Raw genomic sequence first — 15,667 nt, 5'->3', positions numbered from 1 at the left:
TGGCAACCGTTGCTCACGCACCAATTCGATACATGCTTCCGTTCGGCGCGCCTAAGTCGCTTGGACACTGCCAATCTTTTGCACCGCCTTACTGATTCCTTCTTCATCTGGTGTTACAATTGGGTAACCCACCGCCACAACGATCCACCTCCAACCGATCGAAGGCGATCATTGCGATGTCCGACTCTCGCGTTCAAATCAAACGGTACCCTAACCGCCGCTACTACGCGCGACAGCTGAGCAAGTACGTGTCGCTGCAAGAGATCGAGGAGATGATTCAGGACGGTCAGACTGTCGAAATTCGCGACAGCCAAACCGGCGAAGAACTCACGCGGTCGGTGCTCACGCAGATTATCGCCGAACGACATCCCGACAAAATGGAGCTGTTTCCTACGGACATGCTCCACTTCATCCTGCGTTCGAACGACGCCATGTCGGGCTTTCTGCGCGACTACTTCCGACATTCGCTTACCTACCTCGAATACTTGCACAAACACAATCCCAGCTCAGCCACCCTCAGCAAGCCGATCCATTGGTTGCAAACGTGGCTGGACACCATTGCACCGATGTCGGGCGAGGACCGCCCCGCCCCGTCTTCCAGCGACGATCCGTCGCTACGCGACCAGCTTCATCAAATGGATGAACGCTTACGTCGACTGGAAGAACAGGACTAAACTCCCCTACTCTCAAAAAACCTCCTTTAGGCTGGCGGGTGCCAACCGGCGTCGGCCCACAGTTCGCCGCTGACCGCCGAGTTCGACACCATGAAGCAGACCGCGTCGGCGATCTCTTCGGGACGAATCAGTCGGCGAAGTTGCGTGAACGGCAGGACGTACTTGTTCAGGAAGTCGTCGCCCAACGCTCGCGCCATCGGCGTGTCGGTGAAGCCCGGATGGATGATGGCACAACGCACGCCGTGGAAGATGGCTTCCTTCATCAGCGTGGCGGCGCCGCCTTCCAAGCCGGCCTTCGCTACCGCGTAGGAGATCTGCCCCTTGTTGCCCTGGGACGAAACCGACCCCAGGAACACCACGGCGCCTTCCATCTCCTCGGTGGGCTCCCACCGCTTCAGTCCGCGACGGCGACGATCCTCCGCAATGCGGGCGAGCATCTCCATCGCCCAGTAAATCGGGGCGATCAGGTTCACTTCGGTCACTTTGCGGAAGTCCTCGATCGGATAAACCGACGCCTTGCCGGATTCCTTGTCCACGCGAACCGAGAGGGCGTCGCGCGTAATGCCGGCGGCCGGAACGCAAATGCGAACCATGCCGTGACGCGAGGCCGCATCGTCGAACACCCGAGCGCGGAAGTCCGGGTCGCTGGTGTCGCCCACCACGGCGTCGGCCACATCGCGGCCCACTTCCTTGTTGATGGCTTTGGCGGTTTCGTTAACCGCATCGTTCAAGTCCACCATCACTACAGCACGCGCGCCGCGCTGGGCGAGGTCTTTGGCCACTGCGGCGCCGATGCCGCCAGCCGCTCCGGTAACTACAGCCACTCGTTGGGCAATGTTCATGTCGCCTTCAACACTCTGGGTTGGTGATGCCTTACTTCCATTGACGGATGGAGGAGGTTCGACCACTGGTTGGGCAACCGGCTGGGCGACAGCCGCTGGGGCTGGGCTTGCATCGGCTGCCTTGGGTTTGGTCCAAACCGACTCGAACGATTTAATCGCCGTGTCGAACTGTTGGTCGATCATCTCCTGTTGACTGCGTGCCAGGGTGACGACCGCATCGGCCCAACCCTGATGCAACTGACGCAGGGGAGCCAGCCACGCTGGGCCCCCTTGCTGCACCCGGGGCAAGTACCGACTCCAACTCTCCAATACCTGGCTCTGGGCGGCGATGTTCTGATCGGCCGCTGCACGCAGCGCGCTGATCAGCTCCGCAAACACATTGACTGGTTTCTCCTTGCTGGCCATGTCGGTCTCTCCTGCCTGATGGTGTGGGATGTGCGAACGTAGGCCTCCGCCAACTAAAACGAGCGGAGCAAAACCCGTGCCCGGAATCCCAACTCCCAACTCCGATTGGCACAAATCGGAGACGCAATTGCTGCAAGTGCGTAAAGTTCAAGACCTTTCTGAAACAACAAGTTACGGCGATTCTTGGTTCGGTTCTGCTGGCTAGGCTCGCAACGCCGAGAATGCTCGCCCGGAAGGTAACACATGGTGTGCCCGATCGCTCACTACCACTCTCCGGTGGTCAGGTATTCGTGGATCGATCGGGCGGCGGTTCGGCCTGCTCCCATGGCCAAAATCACGGTCGCGGCGCCGCTGACAATGTCGCCGCCAGCGAACACGCCGCGGCGGGTGGTTCGCAGCGTGGCCTCGTCGGCCACGATGTATCCCCACTTGTTGGTTTCGAGTCCGGGCGTCGAAGCTTGCACCAGCGGGTTGGCTCCGGTGCCGATGGCGATCACCGCCACGTCGATCGGCATGACGAACTCCGAGCCTTCCATCGGCACTGGCCGCCGGCGGCCCGAGTCGTCTGGTTCGCCCAGCTCCATCTTGATGAGCTTCACGCCGGTCAAGTAGCCTTCGTCGTTGCCGAGGAACTCTACGGGGTTGTGCAGATTCATGAACTGCACGCCTTCGTCCATGGCGTGATGCACTTCTTCGGCGCGGGCGGGCATTTCTTCCTGGCCGCGGCGATAGACGATGTACGCGTTCTTGGCCCCCAGCCGCAGCGCGCTGCGGACCGCATCCATGGCCGTGTTGCCGCCGCCCATCACCGCTACGTTGCGATCGCGGCATTCGTAGATTGGCGAGTCGGACTGCTGGTCGTCATAGGCTTTCATCAAGTTGACGCGCGTCAGGAACTCGTTGGCCGAGTAAACGCCGCCCAGGTGTTCGCCCGGCAGGTTCATGAACTTGGGCAGTCCTGCGCCGGTGGCGATGAACACCGCGTCGTAGCCTTCCTCGTCGAACAATTGGTCCATGGTGACCGTCTTGCCGACCACCACGTTGGTCTCGAACTTGACGCCCATCTTCCGCATGTTGTCCACCTCGCCCCGCACAATGTCCTTGGGCAGGCGGAACTCGGGGATGCCGTACACCAGTACGCCGCCGATCTCGTGCAGCGCTTCGAGCACGGTGACGTCGTGGCCCTTGAGCGACAGGTCGCCTGCGCAGCTCAGCCCCGCGGGGCCGCTGCCGACGATGGCCACCTTCTTCCCTGTGAGCTCGGCGCGTTCCGGCAGGCCTACCAATCCGGTCGAGCGTTCGTAGTCAGCCACGAAACGTTCCAGATGGCCGATCGCCAGCGAACTGAACCGCTTCGAGAGGATGCAGGCTCCTTCGCACTGGTTTTCCTGCGGGCAAACCCGTCCGGTGACCGCCGGCAGGACGTTGTCTTCGCGGATTTTGGCCGCGGCTTGCAGGTACTCGCCTTCGAGCACCAGGTCGACGAACTCGCGGACCTGCACTCCCACCGGGCAACCATGCATGCACTTGGGATCGGTGCACGTTAGGCAACGCTGCGCTTCCTTCTCGGCCACCGCGAACTCGAAGCCTTGGTTCACCTCCTGGAAATTGCAGGCTCGCTCCTGGGGATCCTGCTCGGGCATTTCCTGCCGAGGGATTTTGGTTCGTTCTTTGGGGGGAAGTCGGTCAGCCATGATGTTCGCCCGTACTAATCCGCCTTGCTTGGAATGCTAAACACCGCCCACCCGCGGTCCCACCTCGGGATGCTCTTCCTGCAAGTGGCAGGGACCGAGCTCCGGTTGGGTGGTCATCTCGAACTCATCGAGCGACCGCTGTTCCCGCTGCCGGTACATCTTGTTGCGCTGCGTGAGGATCTTGAAGTCGACGTCGTGGGCATCGAACTCAGGTCCATCCACGCAGGCGAACTTACTCTCGCCGCCGACCGTGACGCGACAGCCGCCGCACATGCCGGTGCCGTCGACCATGATCGGATTTAAGCTGACGATGGTCTTGATGCCGTGCGGCCGTGTGACTTCGGCGATCGCGGCCATCATCGGTATCGGCCCGATCGCGAGCACGTGGTCGATGCCACCATCGTCGATGAGTTGTTGCAGTTTCTGAGTGACAAAACCCTGCTCGCCGTAGCTGCCATCGTCGGTCATCAAGTGCAGCTGGTCGGTGGTGGCCGCCATCTCCTCTTCCAGGATCAACAGCTCCTTGGTCCGCGCACCGACGATGCCAATCACGCGGTTGCCGGCCTGTTTCATGGCCACGGCCGTGGGATAGGCGATGGCCGTGCCGACTCCGCCCCCGACGACGACCACGGTGCCAAAGTTCTGGATGTCGGATGGCTCGCCCAGCGGCCCGACCACGTCGGGGATGCTGTCGCCGGCCTCGAGGCGGTTGAGCATCTTGGTCGTCTTGCCGACACCCTGCACGATGATGGTGATCGTGCCCGCGGTGGGGTCCGAATCGGCGATGGTCAGCGGAATTCGCTCGCCGTGCTCGGCTTCTACCCGCACGATGACAAACTGGCCGGCTTGGCGGTTACGAGCTACTCGGGGTGCCTCGATGCGGAACCGCTTGACATCGGGCGCCAGGAAAGTTGCTTCGACGATGGCGAACATGGAAAAGTCGTTTGCCTGTGAATGCTGGTGAGGAGTTCGTCCAACTTGCTCCGCTCTTACTGCCGACTGAACGAAGCACACCGCTTGCTTTGCAAAGGACGTGCCCATCTTTTTACCCACTGGGACAAACCCAGAAGGGGCTATTCTCCGGGGTTTGAGTCAGAATCGCACGCCAATACGGTGCCGCTGGTGTGCACACACCAACTCCGCTGAGCGTATCCGCCCATTAGCGGCTAACGGACCGAACCCAAGCGAACCGCCCTACGTCCCTGTTGGCAACCAACCGAAGAAACAACAGGCCAACAAGATGACCGCTTACCACCAAATCCGTGCCGACTACGATCAAGACACGATTGTCGTCTATCAAGCCTTTAGTCCGCAGATCGCCGATGCGGCGGTCGCCGCTGGCCGGTTTGTCCCGCCGTTTTCGTTGGGCAGGATGACCTGGATCAAACCATCGTTGTTGTGGCTGATGGAGCGGAGCAACTGGGCGCGGAAGCCACAGCAGGAGCGCATTCTGGCGGTGCGGATGAAGCGCGCTGGCTGGGAAATGGCCCTTGGCCAGGCGGTGCTCACTTCGTTCCATCCCCAAGTGCACGGCACTCCGGATGCCTGGCGTTCGGCGTTCGACGAGGCAAAAGTCCACGTGCAGTGGGACCCCGAGCGCTCGCTGAATGGCAAGAAGCTCGAGCACCGGTCGATCCAGGTCGGGCTGAGCCGCCACGTGATCGCCGAGTACGTGCAGGAGTGGGTTGTGGAACTACGCGACCTCACGCCGACGGTCAACAAGATCCGCAAGCTCCGCGACGAAGGTCATCGCGACCGGGCCAAGCGTTTGCTTCCACCGGAGCGGATTTACGAATTCGATTCACTCACGGCATCGCGACTCGCGATGCCGTGAGTTTTGGTGAATCGGTTGTGGACGCCTAGTTCTCGCCGTCCTCCTGTGGCAAGCGGACCAACACCCAGGTTTGCGTTTCCGCTTCGCCATAGTGCACCAGAGCGGTGGTTTCGTCTTGCGTCAGGTTGTAGATGGGCGTTTCCATCACGATGCCGGTATTCTTGCCATCGGCGAAGGTCCACGCTGCGCGTTGCGATTCGCGGTCGACCATCCCTTCCAGCGGCCGGCCATCGCTGGTGGCGTCGTTGTAAAACGTGCCGGCAATCACGCCTTCCTTGGTAACGGCCAACTGGATGAGCATACCGTTGTCGACACCGCCTTGCTCGGCAATGGCGAACACGCCTAGCGGCATCCACTCCACGTCGGCCGGCGGATCGGCTGGCACGCTTTCGGCGATCGCTACCGCCTGATCGTAGTACTGCTGCGTAGTGCAGACCTGCTGGTTGTCGACGTACACGTAGTTATCGCGGTACACGACGTTGGTGCCGTAGTCGTACACCACCGGCTGGTTCCAGTTCCAAACGAACCAAGTGCCCAATGCAGGCCACGCGGCGTGCCGCCAGCACCAATTGTTGGGATACCGATTCCATCCCGCGTGCCAGCCCCAGCCCGGCAAGGTGGACGGGTACCTGCCCCACCAATTCCGATTGAACGGTGGACGCGGGTGATTGTGCCAACGATCGCGAACGTGGTCGTAATTTGGCGGCCGATTCGGTCGATCCCCAGGCCGAGGACGATCTCCAGGACGGTCGCCGATGTCAGGTCGGTCGCCCGGTCGATTGCCAGGGCGGTTACCCGGTCCAGGTCGATCACCGGGTCGGTCACCAATGTTAGGTCGGTCACCAAGTCCGGGTCGGTCTCCACCGCCAGGACGATTGCCTATGTCGGGGCGATCTGGACGACCGGGGCGGTCGCCATCGCCAGGGCGATTGCCGGGGCCGGGGCGGTCACCAACGTTCGGACGATTGCCGAAGTCGGGTCGCTCGAAGTTGGGGCGGTCACCAGGACGAACGCCCGTGCCTGGACGCGTGGTCGGTCGATTCGAATTACCAGGTCGCGTCGTGGGCCGACCGGGTAGGTCCAGGAAGTCGTTCAGGTCGCCCCGGGAAGGACGATTCGAGGGACGAGTGGACGGACGATTTCCTCCGCCAACGTTGGGACGATCCACGTTCGGGCGCGTGCTCGGGCGATTTACATTCGGCCGAGTCGTTCCACCCGTATTGGGCCGCGAGATGTCGGGTCGGCCGGTGTTAGGCCGACTGGTGTTCGGGCGGGTACTTGGTCGGCTGACATCGGGCCGGCTGTAGTTGGGCCGACTGGCACTAGGTCGACTCGGACTGGGCCGGCTGTAGTTGGGTCGGCTTGCTGAAGGGCGCGCCTGTGGTCGTGGCGCGGCGCGGCTCATCGATGGAGTGCGGGCAGCACCGCCACCGCCACGCGACATCGACGGCGCGCGGCCGCCACCACCTCCCCCTCCACGGCCTCCACCTCCGCGACCTCTCGAGTAGGCATCGGATACGGTGAGTGTGATCGCGATTGCGGCGACAACCAAATAGGTTAATGAACGTTTCATCTCAGCCTCGGCGAGTTAGAGGAGTCGGCTTATTCGGACGCGGAGCGGACGATCGTGGTCGGTTCGATGCTGGGTAGCAACTCGCCATCCACTTGTCGGCCGACTGAACTGAAACGCATGGTGTTCTCGTCGATGAGCTCGTAGACGTTCGTCGAAGATCCACGCCGGCCGTCGGGCAGGATGTTTAGCGTCGCCACGGTCCAACGACCCTCGCTCGCGGTCCACCGACCCACACCAAAGCCACCGTCGGAGTCGAACAACCAGGAACGAATCGTGCCGGTGTGCGGGTCCCAGCCAATCACCTGCGTGCCCTCGAAGGCAGCATCATCGCCTGTCGACACGCGGAATGTCCGCACCAGAAAGTTCTGGTTCGTGGTCCAACGGCAGCTCACCGCCACGGAGTTTCCTTCGTTGGTGTTGCTCCACGAACCAACCATCCACTCCAGTTCCTGCAACTGTTCGTAGTGCGTTGGCGGGGCGGCCGCGGCTGGTTGCTCGGCCACTCGATCCATCTTCCAACCCGCTGGGGTCTTCACATGCACCACTTGGTACTCGAGTTCCTTGGGTTCTGCATTGGCCGTGACTACGCGGGCGATACCAGTTTCGCTGGCGACGTTGGGCGAGACCAACTCAACGTCGAACTCCACCAACTCCAGTTTCACATCGCGCGACTCGAAGTAGCTCGTGAATGCCTTGACCAGTGCTTCGCGACCTTTGATCATCTGGCCGGCTTCGTTCTCCAGCTCGCCTTGCTCGGTCCAGTGGTCGGCTAGCGCTTTGGCGTCGCCGGCGTTGAAAGCTTCGACATACGAGTCGATGGACTTGCGAATATCGGCCGTCCCATCATCAGCAGCTTCGGCCTGAGGCGGGTCAGTTGCTGTGTCTTGAGCTACTACGCACGAGGTCCAAGAACCAGCCACACCGACCGCCAACGCGGTCAGCAGGAAGTATCGCATGGCAATTGCTCCGATTGAGAAGATAAAGGTAAGCGCGAGGTTGTTCGCCGTGTATGCTCGCTTGCTTCCTGCTACTTCGCGAGAGGGTAACTTATGGGAATCATACCACCATTCCCTACCCGACACCAACTTCTTCCCCACAGTTGGGGGCAGAAAAAATGGGAGGGGCAGAAGTGCACCCAGCGGTCCGATTGGGAACAATCAAACCAACCTGCATGGTCGCTGTGACCTCGGGGAGCTCGCCGCAACGGAGTTGAGTGTTCTCGGGCGATTCGGTGATGCCTACGCGAGCAGGACCACCCGAATCTCGCCCCCGAGGTTAGTGCGCACCCGCAGGCAGACCACGGCAGCACGATTGCGCCAAGTTGCCAAATCGCTAAAGTTGGCTCATCCCGATCGTCGAATATTGATGAAGGCGGAACGTCTTTGCGCCGCTTGTTGATGCAGCTTTTCTTGCTCCTTTTCCAGTATCTATGTCCCGGCTCCAGCTAGCACTGACTAGTCGCGTACTGTGTGCGCTGATGTGCTGCTGCGCCTTGTCCAAAGCAGAGGAGCTGCCACGCCCCCGGCGTTTGCCGCCGCCTGAAAATGTCTCGAGCGATCTGCCAGCACGCAAAGCGGATGATAGCGTCACGCCTGTCCAGTTCAGTGATACGGGCGTTGGCCCCGACTCGGTTGCCGGCAGTGTTGCTGACGACGAGTTCGACCCGGTGACCGAGATGGAAGAGGAAAGCGACTTTCTTGACCTCTCACTCGCCGAGACCGTAGGTCCGTCGTTCGAACTCGACGGTAACGAAGAGGGCGTGGACGCTCGGCTCGACAACAACTTCACCAACTTTCCCGAGTTCACCGGTGGCATTGTGGTGTTCGGCGACGACGTGGCACTGAAAATCGGCGGCTATATCAAGGCCGACCTGATCAAGGACTTCGACGCCATCGGCTCCACGGACGTATTCGACACCACGACCATCCCCACCAGTGGTCCCAACCGGCAAAACGCCCGCTTCCACGCTCGCCAATCGAGGTTGAGTTTCGATACGCGTTGGCGAACCGAGGGAGAGACCGTGCGGGCGTTTGTCGAGGGTGACTTCTTTGGTGGCGAACCAAACAACCCAACGTTTCGACTCCGGCACGCCTATGGTCGACTCGGTCGTTTTACTGCTGGCCAAACCTGGACCACTTTTACCGATCCCTCGGCCGTGCCACAAACGCTCGACCGTGAAGGCGGTGTGTCCAATGTCAATCGTCGGCAAGGGTTGGTCCGCTGGGATCAGCCGTTGTGGTGCGACGATCTCTCTTTCGCCATGGCGCTGGAGGATCCCGAGATCAACGTCGAAGCCGTCAGTATGTTGATGGGGCAGGGGCGCACCGAGTTTCCCGACTTCATCACCCGCATCCGATACCAACGCGACTGGGGCGAACTGCGTGGCGCCTACGTACTGCGGACGCTCGGGTTTCAGCCCATCGGCGAACCGGTGATCAACGAGCGCGGTTGGGGGTTCAATTTCACTGGCGCGGTGTTTGTGCTGGAAGATACCAAGGCGTACTACCAGATCACCTTCGGCGATGGCATCGGCAGCTACCGCGGTTCGCCGGACGTCGTGGCGACGGGGCCCAATTCGGCGGAAGTTGTGGGGTCCTTCGGCTGGATGGTCGGCGTCCACCAACAGTGGAACGACTCGCTAACGTCGAACCTCACGTTTAGCAGATTGCACATGGAGGACATTCCGGGGCAGGATCCCGACAACCTCCGCAGCACAACGTACCTGGCGGTGAATCTGATATCGAATCCTTACGAACGAGTGTTCTACGGCATCGAATACCTATACGGCGTACGCGAGGACGCCAGCGGCGCCCGAGGCGACGCCAACCGGTTGCAACTCTCGTTTGGTTTCTTCTTGCCGTAGGCTTGCGGCCTATTTTTTCGTCACACGCAAGTGATATGGCGCAAGGAACTCGTCGCCTTGGGCGAGTTCGAATCGAAGGGAGAAATCGCCGACTGGAATCGCGACGTCGCGAAACACAACTGCGGTTGTGGTGGTATCCACACGTTGTTTCAGTTCGGTGGAGCCGAGTGTAAGCGTTGCCTCGCCCTCGACTGGCTTCAAGTAAATGGCCTCCACGTCCACAACGCCAGGTGCCTCGGCCCGCAACAACCATTCCCCCTGGTTGCCCCAGCCGCTGCCAACCGACTGCCAGTCTTGCCGAGTGAGCGTCGTCACCGTCTGTTGGTCGCTGCCAATAACCATGCGTGGCGGAGCGTAGTTGTCCGCTCGGGTGGTCGAGACGTCGTCGAACCACGACCCATAGTGTTGCCTCAGTCGCTGAAAGACTTCGGGCTGCTGCTTGCTTAGGTCGTTCGACTCTCGCGGATCGCTGGCGACGTCATACAGTTGGAATGGAGCATCGTCGCTCGGCTGGAAGCGTCCGAAGCCACTCGCGCGCACCAGTTTCCATTGCTGCTCGATGACCGTCATGTTGTGTCCCGCCACAGGCTGCGCACCGCGATGGCTTTGAATCACCACACTCCGATCGGGCCACTCTGCATTCTGTTGCGTCAGCAGTGGAACGAGGCTCCTGCCGTCTAGTTTCAGGTCTTCCGGAGGACTGCCGCCGGCGATTTCGAGCAGCGTGGGCAGCATGTCGATGTGCGCGGCCAGCCGATCGTCGCGATGCCCCGGGCGAACATGCCCGGGCCATTCGACGATGAAGGGACTAATCACACCGCCTTCGAGCACCTGCCCTTTCACGCCGCGGCGGTTGCCGACGTAGCGAGCGTCTTGTGGCCCGTTGTCGCTCATGAAGATCACGATGGTGTCTTCTGCGACTCCCAGTTCTTTGAGCTGCGCACGAAGCTTGCCCACGTTCTCGTCGATGTTCTCAATCATCGCAAACGTGCGGGAGGTGCGGTCGATCATCTTCTCGTTGCCTTGGACCACTTGCGAAAGGTCTTTCGACTTGTACTTCTTGTAGAGCTGCTCCGGCACATCGTGATAGGGGCCATGCGGCGCGTTGGTAGAGACGTAGGCGAAGAAGGGTTGCTGCACTCTGATGCTCTCACGGATGAACGCGAGTGCTTCGTTGAAAAACACATCGGTGCAGTAGCCATCGGCGACGAACTGCTGGCCGTTCCGCCAGAGAGTTGGGTTGGTGTAAACGCCACGGTTCTCAGGCGGGTCGCTAGGTTGGCAGAGTCCGCCGCCGTGGAACACGACCGTGCGGTCGAAGCCTTGATCCTGCGGCCGCAGTGGGTAGTTGTCGCCCAAATGCCACTTGCCAAAGATGCCGGTCGCGTAGCCTGCGTCGCGAAGCAACTCGGCCACGGTTACCTCATCGGTGTCCATCATCGAATGCCCGCGGTAGGTGTCGATCACGCGGGTGCGGTAGTTGTACCGCCCCGTCATCAGGCTCGCCCTCGTCGGCGAGCAGACGGGCGAGACGTAGAACCTCGTCAGCTCGGCGCCATGGTCGAGCAGCTGGTCGATGCTGGGCGTCTCGATCACCGGATTGCCGTGGCATGCCAAGTCGCCCCAACCGAGATCGTCCGTCAGGATCAATACGATGTTGGGCGGAGTGGCAGTGGCCGGCCAAATTGCTGAGAGCAAAGTGGCTACACAGCAAGCCATCGCTAACCTGAATACTCGTCGCGAACTCATGAGATTGCCTCGCAGCTAGGATGCATTGCTGTGGACCGCATGCCAGACCTTTATACCACAGTGGGTTTGGGCGTGCCGGGAGAGTAGGATAGGGGGCACGCGTTCGACTCCATTGATCCCGCTGGTCTTACTTGAGATTGAGGAACTACTTGAAGCCGCTCCACTCGATACTTTTTGTTGTTCCTCTCTCGCTCGGCGTCTCTCTTGCCACGGCCGCTGAGCGTTTGGTCGACCAGGTGAACCCGTTTCTCGGCACCGCTCCGCTCACCAACGCCGCGGACATCGGCTACGATCCGCCGTGGCGAGTATGGGCTGGTTTGACGTTTCCCGGCGCTAGTTTGCCGAACGCGATGGTGCAGCTTAGCCCCGTGACCGAATTCGGCAGCGGCGCCGGTTACGAGTACGAAGATCAGAAGATCCTCGCCTTCACGCACACCAACAAAGGGCATTGGAACCTGTGCCACTTGCCGCTGCTTCCGGTCTCGGGCGAGGTGGACCCCGACGACTTTGCGTCCGAGTTTTCGCACGACGACGAGTCGGCCAGCCCTGGTTACTACCAGGTGAAGCTCGCGCGGTACGACATCCACGCCGAGCTGACCACCACGCTGAGGTGTGGACTGCATCGCTACACGTACCCCCGCGGCGCGGACAAGCGATTGGTCGCCGACCTGACCCGGTCGAACGAGCGGGTCCGCGACTGGCAGCTCGAGCAGGACGGCGACTCGGCCTTTCGAGGCTTTCAAGACACAGGCCAGCGGGTCTACTTCTACGCGACAGTGAATCACAAGATCACCGGCGTCGAGACAATCCAAGGCAGCGAGCGCCCCGTGGTGGTGCTGTCGTTCGAGCCGTCGCGCGAGCCGCTGGAGATTCGCATCGGCTTGTCTTTCGTTAGCATCGAGAACGCCAAGGAGAATCTGGAGGCGGAACTCGCCACGAAGAGCTTCGCACAGACGCGGCGCGAAGCTTCGGACACGTGGGAGAAGCTGCTGTCGAAGATTCGCGTCACCGGCGGCAGCGAGCGGCAGGTCGAACTGTTTTACTCGTGCCTGTACCGGTGCTTCCTGTGGCCCGCTCTGCGGAGCGACGTGAACGGTCAGTTCACCGACGAGCGGGGCAACGTCGCGAGCAAGGGTTTTCGGTACTACACGCTTCCCTCGCTGTGGGACACCTACCGCAATAAACTGGTGCTGCTGGGTATGCTGTCGCCGGAGGTGACCTCCGATGTGATTCAGTCGATGATCGATCGGGGGGAGCACCGCGGCTTCATGCCTACGTTCTTCCACGGCGACCACGCGTCGCCGTTTGTTACGGGGGCGTACCTGCGCGGGGTGCGTGGGTTCGACGTTCAGCAGGCGTACGAATTGATGCTAAATAGCGCCACCGAGGAGAACCGCCGGGCGAGGCCTTATCTGACCGAGTACATCCGCAACGGCTACATCTCTACGCGACGCGCACGAAACCCGCACGTCGAGACGCGGGCCAAGGCTGGCGTGACCAAGACGCTGGAGTACGCCTACGACGACTACGCAGTGGCCTTGCTGGCCCGCGAGTTGGGCGACGAGGCTACCTTCGAGACGATGATCAAGCGATCGAAGAACTACAAGAACCTGTTCGATTCGTCCATCGGGCTGATGCGGGGCCGACTACGCGGTGGTGAGTGGGTCGAGCCGTTCGACGCCGAGCAGCCGTACTACGAGTACATGTACCGCGAAGCGAACGCTTGGCAGTCGTCGTTTTTCGCACCGCACGACACCGAGGGGCTCGTCGCGTTGTACGAAAGCCCCGCGGCCTTCGAACAGCAGGTCGATCAGTTGTTCTCGTTGCCATGGAATCCCCGCCACATCGCCCGCAACGTGAGCAGCTTCATCGGACAGTACTGCCACGGGAACCAACCCGACCATGGGTATCCTTATCTTTACTACTGGGTCGGCAAGCCGGAGAAGTCGCAGGCGCTGCTCAACACCATCCTGGACCGCTTCTACGGCATGGAAGGTGGCAACACTCTGTGCGGCATGGACGACACCGGCGAGATGTCGGCTTGGTACGTGTTCAACGCCATGGGCCTCTACCCTTACTCGCCGGCTGATGCCGAGTACCTTGTGACGGTTCCACTGTTCGACACGGTAAGGCTCCGCCTGGGTGACACATCGGTCGAGATCGTACGGCGCGGCTCCGGTACGCGCATCGAGCACATCCGCCACGGCCGGCAGACGGTCGAAGGCTACTTCATCCGCCATGCCGACCTTGCTAGCGGCCAGCGGCTCACGATCGAAACCCGGCCGGTCGACTAGTTCCTCGCATCTCCCCCTGCAGGAGGAAAAACGACGAGAAATCTGGCGGGCTGCGTGGCCGCTTATTGATCTCCCTGGTGCAAGCAAGATTTCGCCCACTTTTTACCGCGTTCTTGCCGGGCGATGGGCTCAACCAAGGGAGATAAACCGATGCCACGCGTACTGACCTGCGGGATGCTGCTGTTCATGTTGTCGTTGTCGGCGGCCAAGGCCGCGGTGCCGTACACGCCGGTTTCGGTGTTTGGCAAGCCGCTTACCGGGCCGAACGTCATGCGGCCTCACGAGGTTTACGGCAAGGAGTATTCGAACGACCGCGACTTCTCTGTCGTTGGCCCCACCGACGATCCCCAACAGATCATCAACTGGGACGGCATCGGCGGCGTGATGGACGGTCTGGACTACTCGTTCACCCAACAGCAGAACGAGTTCGATCTGCAACTCGACGCCATGGCGAATCATCGCGACGGGTTGTTTCGCGAACTGATCCGCGACGACGCCCATTTGATCTATTCTCACGACGACGAAATCGTGATGTTCCCCAACGGCCCTCCCGGGCCGATTAATCTGTTCAAAATGCCCAGCGTCGGCCCAGTGACGTTGGCCAACGGACAACAGATCGGCGGCGCGGGTGAACTGAGTGTGGAACTCTCTGGCGCTCACGTTGGAGCGTCGATCCACGACTTGTGGGCTAAGCGATCGGAGATCAATCGCATGCCGCCGCCGATCGACAAGATCGCTGGCGACATAGACGCCGTGGAAGTATGGGGGCCGGAACCACCCAAGGGCGAGGAGGAGGGGCAAGTGTTCTTCGGCGACGCCGACAAATACTCGTTGGAGCTCGACTTTCAGACGGGCACTTCGGTTTGGAATGCGTCGGGCACTCCGTACGTGTCGCACGCGATGATCGTGGGGGCCGTGGAGTCGCTGTTGGGGGCCATCCCGGGACACGCCATCCTGCCCCACGACAATCAGGAAGGACGCAATGCGATCGACATCGACGCGTTGATGGTTTACGACACCTCGGGCGAAATTGATGTGTTCGATCTGGAGCCGCAACCACCCCACAGCGAGAACCCGTTCGATCAACTTCGAGAACCGATCTTCGACGAGCAACCCCGCGACACGATCATCTTCAGCATCCGCCAAATCGTCGACGACGTGGACCCGGATGGATACTACGCCACCGGCAGTGAGCTGTTTGTGCTGGATAGCATGAGCGGGGTGAGCTTCCTGGAGCATGGTGGCCACCTTTGGGACAAGGGCTACGCCCTGTCCGAATTGCAGTTCAAGCTCGAAGGCCAGGAAGACGGTTACGGGGTGCTGGACGTGAACGCGATCGAGGCAATTGGCCAGGAGCAAGAAATCCCCGTGGGTCCTTGCCCTGGCGACTTCAACGCCGACGGGGTGGTGAACATCGCCGACTACGTGGTGTGGCGGAACAACCTGGGGTCGCTCGACGAGACGACCATCTCGATGAACGGCTACCTGAACGGCGTGGTCGACTCCGCCGACTACGGCCTGTGGAAAAGCAACTTCGGCCACGTCTGCCCAATGCCCATGCCGATGCTCTCCGCCACGGCTTCGGTGCCAGAGCCGAGCACCGTGGTGCTGCTCTCGACCGTGGCCCTGTTGGGAGTGGCCCTGCGACGCAGAGCAATGGCGAGCTAACTGAAAGCAGCCCAACGGCTGCCGGAGGGGAGATGGAGCCACCGCGTGCCCCCCCGCGCGGTGGCCTCCAT

The 15,667-nt window shown here is 61.1% G+C and carries 11 protein-coding genes; 5 read left to right on the top strand and 6 right to left on the bottom strand.

What is annotated here, in order from left to right; all coding sequences use genetic code 11:
• Window positions 1-176: 176 nt before the first annotated feature.
• Window positions 177-674 carry a polyhydroxyalkanoate synthesis regulator DNA-binding domain-containing protein gene (locus tag ACQK2L_RS03970; protein WP_425395636.1) on the top strand — a complete coding sequence of 166 codons (498 nt, stop codon included), beginning with the start codon at window positions 177-179 and terminating at the stop codon, window positions 672-674.
• A gap of 26 nt (window positions 675-700) precedes the next feature.
• Here the strand turns inward: ACQK2L_RS03970 and ACQK2L_RS03965 are convergent, their stop codons facing one another.
• The 3 genes from ACQK2L_RS03965 to ACQK2L_RS03955 all read right to left on the bottom strand — a co-directional run bounded on the left by ACQK2L_RS03965 (window position 701) and on the right by ACQK2L_RS03955 (window position 4,548).
• Entirely contained in the window at window positions 701-1,921 is a 1,221-nt protein-coding gene (locus ACQK2L_RS03965; RefSeq protein WP_425395635.1) for an SDR family NAD(P)-dependent oxidoreductase, read from the bottom strand.
• A 263-nt stretch (window positions 1,922-2,184) separates the two neighbouring features.
• On the bottom strand, window positions 2,185-3,615 hold the full coding sequence (gene gltA, locus ACQK2L_RS03960; RefSeq protein WP_425395634.1) for an NADPH-dependent glutamate synthase: 1,431 nt from the start codon (window positions 3,613-3,615) through the stop codon (window positions 2,185-2,187).
• Window positions 3,616-3,651: 36 nt separating this feature from the next.
• Window positions 3,652-4,548 carry a sulfide/dihydroorotate dehydrogenase-like FAD/NAD-binding protein gene (locus tag ACQK2L_RS03955; RefSeq protein WP_425395633.1) on the bottom strand — a complete coding sequence of 299 codons (897 nt, stop codon included), beginning with the start codon at window positions 4,546-4,548 and terminating at the stop codon, window positions 3,652-3,654.
• A gap of 307 nt (window positions 4,549-4,855) precedes the next feature.
• Between ACQK2L_RS03955 and ACQK2L_RS03950 the strand changes: the two genes are divergently transcribed.
• Window positions 4,856-5,449, top strand: a complete 594-nt coding sequence (locus ACQK2L_RS03950) for a DUF4291 domain-containing protein (protein WP_425395632.1) — start codon at window positions 4,856-4,858, stop codon at window positions 5,447-5,449.
• A 25-nt stretch (window positions 5,450-5,474) separates the two neighbouring features.
• Here ACQK2L_RS03950 and ACQK2L_RS03945 read toward each other — a convergent pair whose 3' ends face one another.
• Entirely contained in the window at window positions 5,475-7,022 is a 1,548-nt protein-coding gene (locus tag ACQK2L_RS03945) for a mu-protocadherin- cell-suface protein (protein WP_425395631.1), read from the bottom strand.
• A gap of 29 nt (window positions 7,023-7,051) precedes the next feature.
• Window positions 7,052-7,978 carry a YybH family protein gene (locus ACQK2L_RS03940; RefSeq protein ID WP_425395630.1) on the bottom strand — a complete coding sequence of 309 codons (927 nt, stop codon included), beginning with the start codon at window positions 7,976-7,978 and terminating at the stop codon, window positions 7,052-7,054.
• A gap of 536 nt (window positions 7,979-8,514) precedes the next feature.
• Here ACQK2L_RS03940 and ACQK2L_RS03935 point away from each other — a divergent pair.
• Entirely contained in the window at window positions 8,515-9,885 is a 1,371-nt protein-coding gene (locus ACQK2L_RS03935; protein ID WP_425395629.1) for a DcaP family trimeric outer membrane transporter, read from the top strand.
• A 9-nt stretch (window positions 9,886-9,894) separates the two neighbouring features.
• Here the strand turns inward: ACQK2L_RS03935 and ACQK2L_RS03930 are convergent, their stop codons facing one another.
• Window positions 9,895-11,634 carry an arylsulfatase gene (locus tag ACQK2L_RS03930; protein ID WP_425395628.1) on the bottom strand — a complete coding sequence of 580 codons (1,740 nt, stop codon included), beginning with the start codon at window positions 11,632-11,634 and terminating at the stop codon, window positions 9,895-9,897.
• 149 nt (window positions 11,635-11,783) lie between these two features.
• On the opposite strand from ACQK2L_RS03930, the gene ACQK2L_RS03925 reads away from it, so the two are divergent.
• Window positions 11,784-13,928 (top strand): GH92 family glycosyl hydrolase, encoded by a 2,145-nt coding sequence (locus ACQK2L_RS03925; RefSeq protein WP_425395627.1) that lies wholly within the window; start codon window positions 11,784-11,786, stop codon window positions 13,926-13,928.
• Window positions 13,929-14,078: 150 nt separating this feature from the next.
• Window positions 14,079-15,596 carry a PEP-CTERM sorting domain-containing protein gene (locus tag ACQK2L_RS03920; RefSeq protein WP_425395626.1) on the top strand — a complete coding sequence of 506 codons (1,518 nt, stop codon included), beginning with the start codon at window positions 14,079-14,081 and terminating at the stop codon, window positions 15,594-15,596.
• Window positions 15,597-15,667 lie beyond the last annotated feature (71 nt).

This window comes from Aeoliella sp., assembly GCF_965227375.1.
Classification (GTDB): Bacteria; Planctomycetota; Planctomycetia; order Pirellulales; family Lacipirellulaceae; genus Aeoliella.
The sequence above is the reverse complement of the archived record's forward strand: the minus strand, read 5'-3'. Positions and strand labels throughout refer to the sequence as shown.